Annotated in this window: 13 protein-coding genes; 7 read left to right on the top strand and 6 right to left on the bottom strand. The window is 57.6% G+C overall.

The window, feature by feature from the left end; translation table 11 throughout:
- The first annotated feature begins 133 nt into the window (after window positions 1–133).
- On the top strand, window positions 134–1,324 hold the full coding sequence (locus tag NHF56_RS02240) for a lytic murein transglycosylase (RefSeq protein WP_252801193.1): 1,191 nt from the start codon (window positions 134–136) through the stop codon (window positions 1,322–1,324).
- A gap of 48 nt (window positions 1,325–1,372) precedes the next feature.
- Window positions 1,373–2,617, top strand: coding sequence for a DUF459 domain-containing protein (locus NHF56_RS02235; protein ID WP_252801192.1), 1,245 nt, complete (start codon window positions 1,373–1,375; stop codon window positions 2,615–2,617).
- A 52-nt stretch (window positions 2,618–2,669) separates the two neighbouring features.
- On the opposite strand, the gene NHF56_RS02230 is transcribed toward NHF56_RS02235, so the two are convergent.
- The 3 genes from NHF56_RS02230 to gltB are packed head-to-tail and all read right to left on the bottom strand — an operon-like array spanning window position 2,670 to window position 9,187.
- Entirely contained in the window at window positions 2,670–4,124 is a 1,455-nt protein-coding gene (locus NHF56_RS02230; protein ID WP_252801190.1) for a glutamate synthase subunit beta, read from the bottom strand.
- Window positions 4,125–4,137: 13 nt separating this feature from the next.
- Entirely contained in the window at window positions 4,138–4,464 is a 327-nt protein-coding gene (locus NHF56_RS02225; RefSeq protein WP_252801188.1) for a heavy metal-binding domain-containing protein, read from the bottom strand.
- A 7-nt stretch (window positions 4,465–4,471) separates the two neighbouring features.
- Window positions 4,472–9,187, bottom strand: coding sequence for a glutamate synthase large subunit (gene gltB / locus NHF56_RS02220; RefSeq protein WP_373456280.1), 4,716 nt, complete (start codon window positions 9,185–9,187; stop codon window positions 4,472–4,474).
- 553 nt (window positions 9,188–9,740) lie between these two features.
- Here gltB and NHF56_RS02215 point away from each other — a divergent pair.
- The 5 genes from NHF56_RS02215 (at window position 9,741) to NHF56_RS02195 (ending at window position 13,640) form a co-directional block, all read left to right on the top strand.
- Window positions 9,741–10,793 carry a low specificity L-threonine aldolase gene (locus tag NHF56_RS02215; protein ID WP_252801185.1) on the top strand — a complete coding sequence of 351 codons (1,053 nt, stop codon included), beginning with the start codon at window positions 9,741–9,743 and terminating at the stop codon, window positions 10,791–10,793.
- 189 nt (window positions 10,794–10,982) lie between these two features.
- Entirely contained in the window at window positions 10,983–11,288 is a 306-nt protein-coding gene (locus NHF56_RS02210) for a DUF2282 domain-containing protein (protein WP_252801183.1), read from the top strand.
- Between the two features lie 78 nt (window positions 11,289–11,366).
- On the top strand, window positions 11,367–12,266 hold the full coding sequence (locus tag NHF56_RS02205) for a DUF692 family multinuclear iron-containing protein (RefSeq protein ID WP_252801181.1): 900 nt from the start codon (window positions 11,367–11,369) through the stop codon (window positions 12,264–12,266).
- The gene (locus NHF56_RS02200) at window positions 12,259–13,032 is read left to right on the top strand and encodes a DNA-binding domain-containing protein (protein ID WP_252801179.1); all 774 of its coding nucleotides are present in this window, start codon (window positions 12,259–12,261) and stop codon (window positions 13,030–13,032) included. The genes NHF56_RS02205 and NHF56_RS02200 overlap by 8 nt, the downstream gene beginning before the upstream one ends.
- A complete protein-coding gene (locus tag NHF56_RS02195; protein WP_252801177.1) occupies window positions 13,029–13,640 on the top strand; it encodes a DoxX family protein in 612 nt (203 codons plus the stop codon). Before NHF56_RS02200 ends, NHF56_RS02195 begins: the two co-directional genes overlap by 4 nt.
- Here the strand turns inward: NHF56_RS02195 and NHF56_RS02190 are convergent.
- From NHF56_RS02190 to NHF56_RS02180, 3 genes are all read right to left on the bottom strand, one after another.
- The gene (locus NHF56_RS02190) at window positions 13,604–14,272 is read right to left on the bottom strand and encodes an HAD family phosphatase (RefSeq protein ID WP_252801174.1); all 669 of its coding nucleotides are present in this window, start codon (window positions 14,270–14,272) and stop codon (window positions 13,604–13,606) included. The genes NHF56_RS02195 and NHF56_RS02190 overlap by 37 nt on opposite strands.
- Before the next feature lie 69 nt (window positions 14,273–14,341).
- Window positions 14,342–15,445, bottom strand: a complete 1,104-nt coding sequence (locus NHF56_RS02185) for a TRAP transporter substrate-binding protein (protein ID WP_252801172.1) — start codon at window positions 15,443–15,445, stop codon at window positions 14,342–14,344.
- 259 nt (window positions 15,446–15,704) lie between these two features.
- Window positions 15,705–16,109: a hypothetical protein gene (locus NHF56_RS02180; RefSeq protein WP_252801169.1), complete on the bottom strand. Its 405-nt coding sequence runs from the start codon at window positions 16,107–16,109 to the stop codon at window positions 15,705–15,707.
- Window positions 16,110–16,180 lie beyond the last annotated feature (71 nt).

Raw genomic sequence — 16,180 nt, 5'->3', positions numbered from 1 at the left:
AAAAAGAATGGTAAAGAATTTGTTGACCCTAAGCGTTTACAGTTTGTGTATGTGACGGGCTAACCCGTCCAGAAGTTGAATCAAACTAATGGACAAAGCAATGACCGACAAGCCAAACTCAGCAAAACACAGCATGACAGCACGGTGCGCAGCCCTTTGCGCTGCCCTGTTGCTGGGCGCGGGTACGGCAAACGCAGACAGCGGATTTGTTAACTGGATTCAGAATTTCTATCCCGTGGCTGCAAAGGCCGGGATCAGCAGAACCACCTATGTCAATGCGTTTGAAGGGATTACGGAACCCGATCCGGATGTCATCCGCAAGGCACAGTACCAGCCGGAATTCACGACCACCATCTGGGACTATCTGGATTCGCGCGTCAACCCCTACACCATCCAGACCGGCCTCGACATTGCTGCACGCAATCTCAACACGCTGAAAGCCATCGAAACCCACTTCGGCGTCAGCCGCTATGTGCTTCTGGCGATCTGGTCGATGGAATCCAACTATGGGGCAGTCCTCGCCAGCAGCGAGCGCCTGCATTACGTGCCCCGCGCACTGGCAACGCTGGCCTATGCCGATCCAAAGCGTGCCAATTTTGCCCGCAGCCAGCTGATTGCGACGCTGAAAATCCTGCAGGCGGGCGATGTTTCGCGCGCCAATCTCACCGGTTCCTGGGCGGGTGCCATGGGCCATACGCAGTTCATCCCCACAAGCTATCTGCTGTACGGCACGGATGCCGATGGCAACGGCAAGCGCGACATCTGGAATTCCATTCCCGATGCCCTGGCAACCGCGGCCAACCTGCTGCACAAGAATGGTTGGCGTGAAGGCCGCACCTGGGGCTATGAAGTCGCAGTACCGCGCGGCGGCGCCAAATATTCAGGGCAGACCAAAACGCTTTCCCAGTGGGAGGCCTTGGGCTTCAAACGTCCCAACGGTCGCGATCTGCGCCTCGACAACGAACGTGCCGTTCTGAAATTGCCCGCCGGTGAAAACGGCCCGGGCTTCCTGATGACACGCAACTACTTCGTTATCAAGAAATACAACCAGTCTGACAGCTATGCGCTCGCTGTGGGTCTTCTCGCCGACCGCCTGTCCGGCTATCCCGGTATGGTGCAGAAATGGCCCCGCCCTGCAGGCGCATTGGATGTCGAAGAGAAGTTCGAAATCCAGGAACGCCTCAAGGCACTCGGCTACTATCAGGGCGAAGTCGACGGCAATCTGGGTAGCGGCTCGAAAGCGGCCATCGCGGCGTTTCAGAAGCGTAAGGGCCTGAAGGTCGACAGCGAACCGTCCAAGGCGCTTTTGGAGCATTTGCGCTGAATCTTGTGATTGTGTCCTGACGGAGCCCCGCGCCATGTCTTTACCTCAATGACGTTTTACGTCATTGAGGATCTCGATATCGCAACAGGCAATCGTGCAGAACGGACAAGGCGCATGAAATTCTGGCGTTTTCTTTCAGTCCAAAAGCATGCGGCCACCATCGCAGTGGCCGCATTGGCCTGCCTTTATCTGGCGGCCACGGTATCCAGTGCCGCAGCACAGGAGCAGAAGCGCAAACCGCAGACGCTGATTGAACTTCTCTTCGGCAATAAGGGAAAAAAGGAACCTCCGCCGAAGAAGACGCGGGTCAAGCCACAGAGAAGTGTAAGCCGCAGCGCCCCTCAAGCGGTTGAAGTTCCAGAAAAGGTCGAGCACGCAAAAACCGTTCTGGTTGTCGGAGACTTCATGGCTGGAACGCTGGCGAAAGGGCTTGAAGAGGCTTTCGAAACATCGCCGGGCATCGTCATCGACAATCGTACCAAAGGATCATCCGGCCTTGTGCGCCAGGATTATTACGACTGGCCCGTGGAGTTTCCCAAGCTGCTTGACGAAGTTGAGCCCGCCGTTGCCGTTATCAGCGTCGGCGCCAACGACCGGCAGGAAATGTCCGTCGATGGCAACACCTACAGCTTTCGCACGCCGGAATGGACCACGAACTACGAAGCCCGTATCAAGACGATCATGACGGCTGCCAAGCAACGCAACATCCCGCTTTTGTGGACCGGCCTGCCGTCATTCCGTTCAAACGCCTTCACCGCAGACATGGTCACGCTCAACTCCATTTACCGCAAATGGTCTGAAAAGAACGACGCCACCTATGTCGATATCTGGGATGGGTTTGTGGATGAAGAGGGTAAGTTCGCCTATTCCGGCTCCGATATTGACGGCCAGCAGGTGCGCCTTCGCACCTCCGACGGGCTCGGGTTCACCTCATCGGGCCGGCGCAAACAGGCCTTCTATGTGGAGCGATTCATCCGCCGCATTCTGGGCGATGCCACGTCCGAAAACTTCACCGGTATTCCCTTGTCCAATCTGCCTGATCTGCAGTTCTTCACGCCGGCCAACAATCCCGAACTGGTGCGCACCGACCCGATTTCAATCACCGATCCCGCCTTTGACGGCAGTGACACTTTGCTGGGCGGCCCCGCGCCGGAACTGGCGGCCACAAGCCCTCTCAGGCGGCTATTGGAAAATGGCTATACCGGACCTGTCACCGAAGGTCGCGCAGATTATTACAAGCCGCAGGCACTTCAGACGGTTGAGCCTGAAGATGTCGCCACGCCCAAACAGTAAAAGGCCGCTCCGGTTTCCCGAAACGGCCTTTACAGTTGAAGAATAAACTGGTTTAGCGCGGCAATACGGTCTTGCCCATCAGCGCCTCATCAATGGCACGAGCCGCCTGACGGCCCTCGCGGATTGCCCAGACGACCAGTGACTGACCGCGGCGAACGTCGCCCGCCGACCACAGCTTGTCGACCGAGGTCTTGTAGTCATCGGTATTGGCAACAACATTCTTGGAGCCACGACGGTCTGTATTGATCGTCAGTTTCTCTCCAAGTTCGCTCAGCACCCCCTCTTCCATCGGGCCACGGAAACCGATGGCGATGAAAGCGAGATCGGCCTTGATGATGAATTCCGTGCCGGCAATCGGATGACGCTTTTCGTCCACCTGCACGCACTTGACGCCGGTGAGGTGACCATCTTCACCAACGAATTCCAGCGTACCGACCTGGAACTCACGCACAGCACCTTCAGCCTGCGAGCTGGAGGTGCGCATCTTCGAAGGCCAGAATGGCCACACGGCCATCTTGTCTTCCTTTTCGGGCGGGCGCGGACGAATATCAAGCTGCGTCACCCTGACCGCGCCTTGACGGAAAGCCGTTCCCACGCAGTCGGACGCGGTATCGCCGCCACCGACGACCACGACATGCTTGCCACCAGCCAGGATCGGATCAGAAGGCCAGGCCACGCTTTCGATATTTTCGCGGCCCACGCGACGGTTCTGCTGCACGAGATAGGGCATCGCGTCGTGAACGCCACCCAGTTCCACGCCTGGAATTCCGGCTTCACGCGGTGTTTCCGAGCCGCCGCAATAAAGCACGGCATCATGTTCGGCGAGCAGTTTTTCAACGGTGATGTCCAAGCCGACATTGAAGCAGCAATGGAAGGTCACACCCTCGCCCTGCATCTGCTCCACACGGCGGTCGATGAAGTTTTTCTCCATCTTGAAATCCGGGATACCGTAACGGAGCAGACCGCCCGGTTTGGATTCGCGCTCATAAACGTGAACATCATGGCCTGCGCGCGCAAGCTGCTGTGCGGCTGCCATGCCTGCCGGACCCGAACCGATGACGGCAACACGCTTGCCGGTTTTCACCGTGGCAGGCTGCGGCACGATAAAGCCCATCTCATAGGCCTTGTCGGCAATTGCCTGCTCGATGGTTTTGATGGTGACGGGAATATCTTCAAGGTTCAGCGTGCACCCGTCCTCGCACGGTGCGGGACAAACGCGGCCGGTAAACTCCGGGAAATTGTTGGTCGAATGGAGATTGCGGATCGCCTCTTTCCAGTTGCCGTTATAGACCAGATCGTTCCAATCGGGGATCTGGTTGTGAACCGGGCAGCCCGTATCGCCATGGCAGAAGGGAATACCGCAATCCATGCAGCGTGCGGCCTGTTTCTGCACCTCGGCATCCGACATGGGAATTGTAAATTCGCGGAAATGCCGGATGCGATCCGACGCCGTCTGGTATTTGGCCACCTGACGATCTATTTCCAGAAAACCTGTTACCTTACCCATCTTAACTCCCTCATCACCGGACAATGACAGCAGTGCCGGATGCTGAAACCATCAGCATCGAACCGCTGGAGCCGGTCGAAATATTCTCATAATCGATATCCACGCCGATCACGGCATTGGCACCAAGTTTGGCGGCCTCTTCCTGAAGCTCTCTCAGCGCCGTTTCGCGGGCTTCCCTGAGAACCTGTTCGTAAGCCCCCGAACGCCCGCCGACGAGATCGCGGATACCGGCAAAAAGGTCGCGGAAGATATTCGTACCCAGAATGGCCTCGCCCGTGACGATGCCTCTGTATTCGGCAATCTCCCGCCCTTCTATGGTGTTGGTCGTCGTAACAATCATCAAACCGTTACTCCGCCGCAACGCCCATTTTCATGCGTTCCATTTCTTCAAGCGCACGACGGTATTCAACCGGCATAACCTTGCGGAACTTCGGACGGTATTCCGTCCAGTGGTCCAGAATGTGCTTTGCGCGCTCCGAATTGGTGTAATGCAGATGGTTGGAGATCAGCTGCACCAGACGCTCTTCGTCATGGCGGGTCATGTCGCCGGACACGTCAACACGTCCCTTGTGCATCAGGTCGCCACCGTGATGGTGCAGCTTTTCAAGGATATCATCCTCTTCCGGCACCGGCTCCAGCTCCACCATGGCCATGTTGCAGCGCTTGGCAAACGTGCCGTCCTCATCGAGAACATAGGCCACGCCACCGGACATGCCGGCTGCGAAGTTGCGCCCCGTACCGCCGAGGACGACGACAATGCCGCCCGTCATATATTCGCAACCATGGTCACCCACGCCCTCAACGACAGCCACCGCGCCGGAGTTTCGAACGGCAAAGCGCTCGCCCGCAACCCCGTTGAAATAGCACTCACCGGCAATCGCGCCATAGAGAACCGTGTTGCCGACGATGATCGACTGATCGGCAACGATCTTCGTATCTTCCGGCGGACGCACGATGATCTTGCCGCCCGAAAGCCCCTTGCCGACATAGTCATTGCCGTCGCCCACGAGGCGGAAGGTCACGCCGCTTGCCAGGAAGGCTGCAAAAGACTGTCCCGCCGTGCCGTTCAGTGTCACGTCGATTGTGTCTTCCTTCAGGCCCTTGAAGCCGTAACGCTTGGCCACTTCGCCTGACAGCATTGCACCAGCCGAACGGTCAACGTTCTTGATATCGACGCTGAAGGCCACCGGCTGCTTGCTTTCAAGTGCGGGCATCGCCTGCGCAATCAGCTTGCGGTCCAGAATGTCGTCGATCGGATGATGCTGGCGCTCGGTCCAGTAAGTCGCTTCCTTCGGCGCTGGCACCTTGTGGAAGATATTCGTAAAGTCGAGCCCCTTGGCCTTCCAGTGCTCAATCGCATCTTCCTTGTTCAGCAGGTCAGACTGGCCGATGATCTCATCCAGCCTCGTGAAGCCCATGGACGCGAGAATTTCGCGAATTTCCTCGGCAATGAAGAAGAAATAGTTGATCACATGCTCAGGCGCACCCTTGAAGCGCTTGCGCAGAACCGGGTCCTGTGTGGCAACGCCCACCGGGCAGGTGTTCAGATGGCACTTGCGCATCATGATGCAGCCAGCCGCAATCAGCGGCGCTGTCGAGAAGCCGAATTCATCGGCACCCAGAAGCGCACCAACAATCACGTCGCGGCCAGTCTTCAGACCACCGTCAACCTGCAGCGCGATGCGCGAACGCAGACCGTTCAGCACCAGCGTCTGATGGGTTTCGGCAAGGCCGATTTCCCACGGACCACCCGCATGCTTCAGCGACGTCAGCGGCGAAGCACCCGTGCCACCATCATAACCGGAAATGGTGATGTGGTCGGCGCGTGCCTTGGCAACACCAGCCGCAACCGTGCCGACGCCCACTTCAGACACCAGCTTCACCGAGATATCAGCAGCCGGGTTCACGTTTTTCAAATCGTAGATCAGCTGCGCCAGATCTTCAATCGAATAGATGTCGTGATGCGGCGGCGGCGAAATCAGGCCCACACCCGGGGTCGAGTGGCGGGTCTTGGCAATGGTCGCGTCCACCTTGTGGCCGGGCAGCTGACCACCCTCGCCGGGCTTGGCACCCTGCGCCACCTTGATCTGGATCATGTCGGCATTGACGAGATATTCCGTCGTCACGCCAAAGCGACCGGATGCCACCTGCTTGATCGCAGAACGTTCCTTCGGCAGGCTGCCATCGGGAAGCGGCAGATAGCGCTCGGCCTCTTCGCCACCCTCGCCGGTGTTTGACTTGCCGCCAATCTGGTTCATGGCAATGGCAAGCGTCGTATGCGCCTCGCGGCTGATCGAACCGAAGGACATCGCGCCCGTGGAGAACCGCTTGACGATTTCGGCTGCCGATTCCACTTCGTCGATAGACACCGGCTTGCGACCGATATCTTCCGCCGTCTTGAGCGTGAACAGACCGCGTATCGCGTTCATCTTCAGCGCCGACTTGTTGGTCAGCGCCGCAAACTCTTTGTAACGGTCCAGCGAATTGCCACGAACGGCATGCTGCAGCGATGCCACAACATCCGGCGTCCAGGCGTGCTCTTCGCCACGCTTGCGGAAGGCATATTCGCCACCAATGTCCAGCGTTCCGGCCAGCAGCGGGTCGTTGCCGAAGGCTGCCCGGTGGCGATCCACCGTTTCCTTAGCGATTTCCGAAAGGCCGATACCTTCGATCTTTGTCGCGGTGCCGAAGAAATAGCGGTCAATCAATTCGGACGAAATACCGACAGCATCGAAAATCTGCGCGCCGCAATAGGACTGATAGGTGGAAATGCCCATCTTGGACATAACCTTCAGGATGCCCTTGCCAATCGCCTTGATGAAGCGGGTCACCACTTCATCCGCAGAAACTTCAGCCGGGAACTGGCCCTTGGAATGCATGTCGATCAGCGTATCGAATGCGAGATAGGGATTGATCGCCTCTGCGCCATAGCCTGCAAGACAGCAGAAGTGATGCACTTCGCGCGGCTCGCCGGTTTCAACCACCAGGCCCACGGAGGTGCGAAGCCCCTTGCGGATCAGGTGATGGTGAACGGCAGCCGTTGCCAGAAGCGCCGGGATGGCGATCCGGTCAGGCCCGATCTGGCGGTCAGACAGGATGATGATGTTGTAGCCGCCGGTCACAGCCGCTTCGGCCCGCTCACACAAGCGGTCGATGGCCGCCGGCATGCCTTCTTCGCCAAGCTCGGAATCATAGGTGAAATCGAGTGTCTTGGTGTCGAAACGGTCCTCGGTATGACCAATCGAGCGGATTTTTTCAAGATCGCCGTTGGTCAGGATTGGCTGGCGCACTTCCAGACGCTTGTCGCGGGCGGCACCCTCATGGTCGAGAATGTTCGGGCGCGGGCCGATGAACGAAACAAGGCTCATCACCAACTCTTCGCGGATCGGGTCGATCGGCGGGTTGGTCACCTGCGCGAAGTTCTGCTTGAAATAGGTGTAAAGCAGCTTCGACTTCGACGACATGGCCGAAATCGGCGTATCCGTCCCCATTGAGCCGATGGCTTCCTGGCCGGTCGTGGCCATGGGCGACATCAGGATCTTGGTGTCTTCGCTGGTGTAACCGAAGGCCTGCTGACGGTCGAGCAGAGACACGTCGCGACGCAGAGCGCGCGGTTCAACTGGCTTCAGATCTTCCAGAATAAGCTGCGTCTTGTTCAGCCATTCCTTGTAAGGGTGCGAGGCAGCAAGCTGCGACTTCACCTCTTCGTCAGAGATGATGCGGCCTTCTTCCATGTCGATCAGCAGCATCTTGCCGGGCTGCAGACGCCACTTCTTCACGATATTGTCTTCCGCCACCGGCAGAACACCGGCTTCAGACGCCATAATCACACGGTCGTCCGAGGTCACGATGTAGCGTGCCGGGCGCAGACCGTTACGGTCCAGCGTCGCGCCGATCTGGCGGCCATCGGTGAAGGCGACCGCCGCCGGCCCATCCCACGGCTCCATCAGGGCCGCGTGATATTCGTAAAACGCCTTGCGCTCTTCGTTCATCAGCTGGTTGCCGGACCAGGCTTCCGGGATCAGCATCATGACGGCATGCGCCATCGTGTAGCCGCCGCGCACGAGAAATTCGAGCGCATTGTCAAAGCAGGCCGTGTCTGACTGGCCTTCGTAGGAGATCGGCCAGAGCTTGGAAATATCGTCACCGAAGAGCGGCGAGGAAACAGACGCCTGGCGCGCAGCCATCCAGTTCACGTTGCCGCGCAGCGTGTTGATCTCGCCGTTATGCGCCACCATGCGATAGGGGTGCGCCAGTTTCCAGGATGGGAATGTGTTGGTCGAAAAACGCTGGTGCACCAGTGCAACGGCCGATTCAAAGCGCTCGTCCTGCAGGTCCTTGTAATAGGCACCCACCTGATAGGCCAGGAACATGCCCTTGTAGACCACCGTCGTGGATGACAGCGACACGAAATAGAAACCGTTGTCGCGTCCCTCTGCCTCGGCGTAAACGCGGTTTGAAATCACCTTGCGCAGTGTGAAGAGGCGACGCTCAAACTCCTCCTGCGTGGCAACACCATTGCCCATGCCGATGAAAACCTGAACATGGTAGGGTTCGGTCGCAGCAATATCGGGCGCCTTGGAAAGCGAGGAATTATCAACCGGCACATCGCGGAAGCCGATCAGAACCTGACCTTCACTCACAACGACCTCGCTGATGATATCCTTCAGGTGCTGACGCAGATCTGCATCCTGCGGCATGAAGAGATAACCAACAGCATATTCTCCGGCCTTCGGCAGCGTGATACCCTGCGCTGCCATTTCCTCGCGGAAAAAGCGGTCAGGAATCTGGATCAGCATGCCCGCACCATCGCCCATCAGGGGGTCCGCCCCGACAGCACCGCGGTGCGTCAGGTTCTCGAGCATGAAAAGCCCGTCTTTGACAATCTGGTGAGACTTCTGGCCTTTCATATGCGCCACAAAGCCGACGCCGCAGGCATCGTGCTCGTTGCGCGGATCGTAAAGCCCCTGTTTAGGAGGAAGACCATTCGGGAAAGTCGTCGTTTTCGCCACAACGTCAGCGTTGTTGGCGGTCACACGATCCGAATACTGCGATGGCGTCATTTGCGTCATCCTTTCCTCTCCTGAACATGTCCGCAAACCTGGCGGACGTTGGTGCATATTGGACAGCGCACTTTAAGGGCGCGCCCCTCATCTTTATTACATATCTGCCTCGTGGCCGCATAGTCCCGCCGCGCCTCAACATGCGGCAGAACGACACGTGATTGCCTTGATACTGTTACCGCTTCCGGTGACTTGACCGCTTTGCGCGGACGGCTAAAGTCCTGTTTGTCAGGTTAGCCGGGTTTTTCAAGCCCGTATACGCTTCAAGGCCGATATAGGACAGCAAGACTGTCCTATTTCCTGCGCTCTATGCCAGAAACGGGGCTTCACTGCAATAGCTGCAGCATAAATTATTAACGCGAAAATGCTGGAAATTTCAATTTCTTATGCGTTTGGGAAATATCGTTACAAAACGGAGATCGAATATTTTGAAAACTTGCTGATTCCCGTTTCAGAATGCCCTTTGCCACAAGAAAAACTTGAACATCCCGCCGCCATCCACAATGCTCTCACAAGAGTTCACATTTCCTCCAGCCAACCATTGGAAACGCATATGTTCTTCGCATCCGACAATTGGGCGGGCGCCCATCCCAAGATCGCATCCCGGCTCTCCACCGAGGCAGGCGGCTTTGCACCCGCTTATGGCGCAAGCCCGCTCGACAAGAAAGTCGAGGCGAAATTCAACGAAATCTTCGAACGCGAAGTGGCCGTCTTCTTCGTTTCCACCGGCACGGCCGCCAACTCCCTGGCGCTGGCAAGCGTGGGGCGGCCCGGCGGCGTTATTTTCTGCCACGAAAGCGCGCATGTCTTCATGGACGAATGTGGAGCCCCTGGATTTTTCTCCTCCGCTGCCCGCCTCGCGCCGGTTGATGGTCCTGATGGCAAGATCAGCCCAAGACAGCTGGAGCGCACCATCAAGTCTGTGCCGCCCGAATTCATTCACGCCGGCCAGCCCATGGCTGTGACCATCACCCAGGCCACCGAAAGCGGTACTGTCTATTCGCTCGATGAAATATCGGCGATGGCCGCTATCGCGCAAAAATACAAGGTTCCACTCCACATGGACGGGGCGCGCTTGACCAACGCCATGCAGGCACTTGGGACCACGCCTGCGGAAATGACCTGGAAGCGCGGGGTGGATATCCTGTCTTTCGGCGCCACGAAAAACGGTTGCTGGTGCGCCGAGGCGATCGTCTTCATGAACCCGGATGATGCACGACAGCTTCCCTTCATCCGCAAGCAGTCCGCACAGCTCTTTTCCAAGACCCGCTTCATCGCCGCCCAATTCGACGCCTATTTCGAAGACGGGCTCTGGCTGGAAATGGCAAACCACGCCAATACCATGGCCGACATGCTTCGGGCCGGCTTCGAAGCCAGCAATCACAGTTCACTTGCCTGGCCCACCCAGTCCAACGAGGTCTTCGCCATCATCAAAAAGGCCAAGGCAGCCGAACTGCGCGAAAAAGGCGCTGTCTTCTATGACTGGCACGGCGTGCCGGAAAACGTCTACGACGCGATGGAAGATGATGATGTCTTGATCCGCCTGGTCACCTCCTTTGCCACGGAGAGCGCCGATGTCGCCCGCTTTGTGGACGCGTTGAATTAGGGTCAGGACCTGGTTACAGACAGCGTGAGGCGCGTTCTCTTCACGCGCGCCTCACGCTTGTTTGAACATCAATAACGCTCCGTTGATTTTCAATTGATCAGAAAGTCATGGATGTTTCTCTCACCGGACGCACAGACCCGCCCCGGCCCGCAAACACAGCGGAATTTGAAACATCTGAGGAGATTGAAAATGTCCACCAAAACGATTCTAAACGCTTCCACGCTGGCCAGCGCCGTTGCCCTTGCTGTTACCGCGACCACTTTCATCGCCGGCCCGGCGGCGGCAGATGAAGCCAAGGAAAAATGCTACGGTGTCGCACTGGCTGGCCAGAACGACTGCGCTGCCGGCCCCGGCACCACCTGCGCCGGCACCTCGAAAGTCGATTACCAGGGCAATTCCTGGAAATATGTCGCAAAAGGCACTTGCATGACCATGAAGCTTCCCGGCGATCGCATGGGTTCCATGGAAGCGCTAACGCGCGACCTCCCCGCCTGAGACTGTCCGGACATATTTCCAGCGTTGAAGCCCGCGCCGCCCCGCGGGCTTCAATTCCAGATGCCCACGGAGGCCATCATGAACGCAGAACCGTTGCACCCTGCCCGCTTTCCGACTGCTCCGATGCCGGCTCGCGCCGGTGCGGGCCTCAAGGCTCAGCATGCCGAGGCCATTCTGGCCGACGCCTACAGGATCGGATTTCTGGAGGTTCACGCTGAAAACTACATGGGAGCCGGCGGCCATCCTCACCGCATTCTCACCCTGATGCGGCAGGAATTCCCCCTCTCCATTCATGGAGTTGGCCTCTCCATTGGTTCGGCAAACGGTCTCGACCCCGAACACTTGCAGCGTCTCGCCACTGTCGTAAAGCGATACGAGCCGGCGCTCGTCTCCGAGCATCTGGCATGGTCCACCCACGACGACAGCTACTACAACGACCTCCTACCGGTTCCCTACGACCGGGAAACGCTGGCCACTGTCTGCGCGCATATCGACCGCGTGCAGACCGCACTTGGCCGCAGGATGCTGCTCGAAAACCCTTCCACTTATGCCGCCTTCGAACGTTCGACCATGAGCGAAACCGATTTCATCCGCGAGATCGCCGCGCGCACTGGCTGTGGCCTGTTGCTGGATGTGAACAACGTGCTCGTTTCAGCCGTTAATCACGGTTTCAGCGCCCAGCACTATCTCGCCGAGTTTCCCATTGAACTGGTTGAGGAGATTCACCTCGCCGGCCATGCAGAAGACCGCGACGAAGACGGTTCTCCCCTTCTCATCGACGCCCATGACCGTCCCGTCGACAAACAGGTCTGGGCGCTCTTTGAAAGTTTGATCCAACGCACCGGTCCCCTGCCAACGCTGATCGAGTGGGACAATGATGTTCCCGATTGGCCTGTCCTGCGCCGCGAAGCCCAGTTGGCCGATGCGATTTTGGATCGCCACCGCCAGGCAGCATTTCTTGGAGCGCGTCATGGCTGAACTTCAAAGAGACTTTGCGCACGCGCTTCTCGACGCAAGCTCTGCAATCCCGCGAGGCCTGATCGCGCCCAACGGCAAAGCCGCCGCACGCCGCTTCTCAGTCTACCGCAACAATGTCACCCACAGCCTCGTCAACGCGCTGGCGGACATCTTTCCGTCCGTTCAGTCGCTCGTGGGCGAGGATTACTTCCGCGCAATGGCGCGGGTTTTTGCCTGCGAAAACCCGCCGAAATCGCCGTTGCTTTTTGAATATGGTCGCGGTTTTGCCGATTTCATTGCAAGCTTCGAGCCCGCAAACGACCTGCTTTTTCTTCCAGATGTCGCCCGGCTCGACCGCTTGTGGCTTGACGCCTATCACGCTGCCGACGCAGCACCGCTCGCGCCCGAAGCGCTTGGTATGATCGACCCTGAAGAACTGGCAGACATACGCTTCGTGACCCATCCCGCAGCCAGCCTCTTGGGCTCCAACTTTGGCGTGGTCACATTGGTCTGCCGCAGCCGCCAGAATATCGCGCTCACCGGCTTTGATCCCATGTCGCCGGAATTCGCGCTGGTCACGCGGCCGCGATGCGACCCGCAGATTCACAATCTGTCGCACGCCGCTTTCGTTTTTACGCAGTCGCTTTTCGCCCGTGCCTCGCTTGGTCACGCGGCAGTCTCCGCTTTTGAAAGCGACGCGGATTTCGACCTGTCGCAGGCTCTCGCAATTCTTATGTCCGCTGGAGCCTTTTGCGCGATTGCACCTGAGGGAGGGACAAAATCATGAAAATCATCCAGCACATGACGGCAATGCACCGCGCCGTTTTCATTCGCCTCGAAAACCTGACGGATGGCTGGTTTCTGGGCCTTCTTGCACGCTTCGTGTTTTTCGCCGTTCTCTATTTCTATTTCCTGAATTCATTCGGCACCAAGGTTGGGGATGGCTTTGCCGGCTTCTTCTCCATACAGGATAGCGCCTATTATCAGATTGCCCTTCCAGCCGTTGACACAGCCGGTGGCAATATTGCCGCGGTGCCGTTTCTCCCCTGGGGTCTGATCGTGTTCTTGGGCACATATTGCGAATTCCTGCTGCCGCTGATGGTCGTGCTCGGGCTTTTCACCCGCATCGCCGCACTCGGAATGATCGGCTTCATCGCCGTACAGACACTGGTCGATATCACCGTTCACCAGGTTGGCCCGGAAACGGTTGGCGCGCTGTTCGACCGCTTTTCGGACAGTCTCATTGCCGATCAGCGCACCCTCTGGATCTTCCCGTTGATTTATCTCGTCATCAAAGGCGCCGGTGCCATTTCCCTTGACCGGATATTGGCCGGCATTTTCGCGGCCAAGAACATGCCTCAGGCTTCCATGCCCATGATGAGATCAGCGACCTGATGAAGATCGGTCAGAACATGCTCGCATAAAGCCCTGATCTCTTCGGTCGGCTCCAGGAGATCAGGAACCATGATCGCCATCATGCCCGCGCTATGGGCCGCCTTGATACCATTGTGGGAATCCTCGAGCGCCAGGCAGAGCGCCGGCGCAACACCAAGCCTTTCGGATGCTTTGAGAAACGGGTCCGGAGCCGGCTTGCTCGCCGCATAATCGCCCTGCGCAATGACGTGGTGAAACCGGTCCATCAGCGAAAAGCGTTCCAGGTTGTAGAGAGCCTTTTCTTTCATCGAAGACGTGGCAATGGCGCGCGGAATGGCATAGCTGTCGAGAATGTCCAGAAGCTCAAGCACACCCGCCTTCAGCGCCAGCCGCCCTGCCAGCAACGCACTGTAATGGTCGAGCCAGGTCACGCGGAAATCGTCTGCAGCAAACCCGTCGCCAAGATGCGCGGTCATGTGCAAGCTGATATCGGGCCAGGCGCGGCCGATCAGCGTGCTGAAAAACGGCCAGTCGATTGCGTGGCCATGCTGCGCAGCAGCCGTCACTGCAGCTTCAAAAGAAAGGGTCTCGGTATCAAAAAGAAGCCCGTCCATATCGAAAACGACAGCGGCGGGCTTACGTGGCAACGTCATCAACATACCTTCAAAAACAAGAATGCCCCGGACAGGCCGGGGCATCCTTAAAGCAATTTTCTCAAACGATCAAAGCTTGCCGGCGCGCTGCTGAACCATCATGAACGTATCATAGGTATGTTCGGCAACCTGCATCCAGGTGTAGGCGTCTTTCTTGTAGGCGAGCTGCGAGTCGTAGAGCTTCTTGAATGCCGGGCTCTGCTCGGACAATTCAGCATAGGTTTCGATGGCTGCAGCATAAGCGGCTTCCAGGATTTCCTGGCTGAACGGGCGAAGCTGTGTTCCAGAAGCCACGAGCTCTTTCAGAGCCGGCAGGTTCTTGACATCATACTTCGCCATCATGTTGCTGTTGGCAAAGGCGCATGCATTGGAAAGAATGGACTGGTAGTGCTTCGGCAGATCATTCCACTTTTCAAGGTTGAAGGCAGCATGGAGCGTCGGACCGGCTTCCCACCAGCCCGGATAGTAGTAGTATTGCGCCACCTTGTTGAAGCCAAGCTTCTGGTCATCGTAAGGACCAACATATTCGGCTGCGTCAATCGTGCCCTTTTCAAGCGACGGATAGATATCGCCGCCCGGAATAGATGTCGGCACAACGCCAAGCTTTTCGAAGATCTTGCCGCCCATACCGCCGATGCGGAACTTCAGGCCTTTCAGATCGTCGATTGTGTTGATTTCCTTGCGGAACCAACCACCCATCTGACAACCGGAATTACCGGCCGGAAGGGCATAAAGGTTCTGCGTTGCAAGGAACTCGTTTGCCAGCTCATTGCCGCCACCCTGGTAGAGCCAGGCGTCTTGCAGGCGGTCGTTCAGGCCGAACGGAACCGCGCAAGGCACGGCATAAGCCGGATCTTTGCCCCAGAAATAGTAAAGTGCCGTATGGCAGGCTTCCACCGTGCCGGCAGCAACGGCGTCAGCCACCTGCAGTGCTGGCACCAGTTCGCCCGGACCATAAGTCTCGATCTTGAACTTGCCGTCCGTCATTGCAGCAACTTGCTCAGCAACGTCCGGTGCACCGCCCCAAAGCGTGTCGAGCGACTTCGGGAATGATGATGCCATGCGCCAGGTAATTTCAGGATTTTCCTGCGCAATTGCCGGAGCGGCAAGTGCTGTAGCGGCTGCCCCTGCGCCTGCGACGCCAGCCTTTTTCATAAATGAACGACGATTCATGTTATACCTCCCAGTACGAAAAATCTGCGCTGGTTCCCTACCAGTCGCAGCATCGAAGCGACCTAACCATTTTGATAAGAAGGTTTCAAGCGCCTAATACCGGCGAGACTTCGACTTTCGTCTAATATGATGAAGTTTTTTCAGAAGAAAGCCGGTCAATCTGCCTGAGGCCTTGTGAAACAGGCCTTTGCAGACGCCCAAGAGTTTCAGAAAAGGCAGCTTTAGACCCAGCAGTTGCGCGAAATCCGACCATACATTGTCACTGAACAACGGTCAGGCTGAGATCGGCATTTGCCGGTTCCATCGCCTCAAAAGCTACACCGTCACCCGGTGCAAGTGAAACCAGTGCATGCCCGCTTCGATCTGCAAGAACGACGAGCCCGTCATCCTGCTCCGACCATGTAGCAGCACTCGAAAGGCCCGACCAAACCGCTTCACAATCGATATCCGCGTCGAATTCGCTGGCAGACGCTGTGACGGCCCGGCCCTTTCGCACAAGACAGACTTCGCCGCTTCTCAAATTGGCCACGGCATATTCCCGCGCTTCTCCGGTCACAATCGAACCGGATGTGAAGGGATCAAGCCTGGCCGATTGCGGCCCCGGAACCAGATAAAGGCCGATGCCACCTGCGATGAGAATTCCGGTCAGCGCTGCAAGACGCATTGGCAAACTCCGTGTTGTGTGACCGTGAGTCTGCGCGCATAACCTTAATCAAACCTTACCCCGTGGACACC

It is taken from the genome of Rhizobium sp. L1K21, from assembly GCF_024055895.1.
Classification (GTDB): domain Bacteria; phylum Pseudomonadota; class Alphaproteobacteria; order Rhizobiales; family Rhizobiaceae; genus Ensifer_A.
This window is presented reverse-complemented; position numbering and strand designations above follow the sequence as displayed.

Coding starts and splice junctions, on each gene's coding strand:
- NHF56_RS02240 (WP_252801193.1), top strand. CDS start 134: ATGACAGCACGGTGCGCAGCCCTTTGCGCTGCCCTGTTGCTGGGCGCG.
- NHF56_RS02235 (WP_252801192.1), top strand. CDS start 1,373: ATGACGTTTTACGTCATTGAGGATCTCGATATCGCAACAGGCAATCGT.
- NHF56_RS02230 (WP_252801190.1), bottom strand. CDS start 4,124: ATGGGTAAGGTAACAGGTTTTCTGGAAATAGATCGTCAGGTGGCCAAA.
- NHF56_RS02225 (WP_252801188.1), bottom strand. CDS start 4,464: ATGATTGTTACGACGACCAACACCATAGAAGGGCGGGAGATTGCCGAA.
- gltB (WP_373456280.1), bottom strand. CDS start 9,187: ATGACGCCATCGCAGTATTCGGATCGTGTGACCGCCAACAACGCTGAC.
- NHF56_RS02215 (WP_252801185.1), top strand. CDS start 9,741: ATGTTCTTCGCATCCGACAATTGGGCGGGCGCCCATCCCAAGATCGCA.
- NHF56_RS02210 (WP_252801183.1), top strand. CDS start 10,983: ATGTCCACCAAAACGATTCTAAACGCTTCCACGCTGGCCAGCGCCGTT.
- NHF56_RS02205 (WP_252801181.1), top strand. CDS start 11,367: ATGAACGCAGAACCGTTGCACCCTGCCCGCTTTCCGACTGCTCCGATG.
- NHF56_RS02200 (WP_252801179.1), top strand. CDS start 12,259: ATGGCTGAACTTCAAAGAGACTTTGCGCACGCGCTTCTCGACGCAAGC.
- NHF56_RS02195 (WP_252801177.1), top strand. CDS start 13,029: ATGAAAATCATCCAGCACATGACGGCAATGCACCGCGCCGTTTTCATT.
- NHF56_RS02190 (WP_252801174.1), bottom strand. CDS start 14,272: ATGACGTTGCCACGTAAGCCCGCCGCTGTCGTTTTCGATATGGACGGG.
- NHF56_RS02185 (WP_252801172.1), bottom strand. CDS start 15,445: ATGAATCGTCGTTCATTTATGAAAAAGGCTGGCGTCGCAGGCGCAGGG.
- NHF56_RS02180 (WP_252801169.1), bottom strand. CDS start 16,109: ATGCGTCTTGCAGCGCTGACCGGAATTCTCATCGCAGGTGGCATCGGC.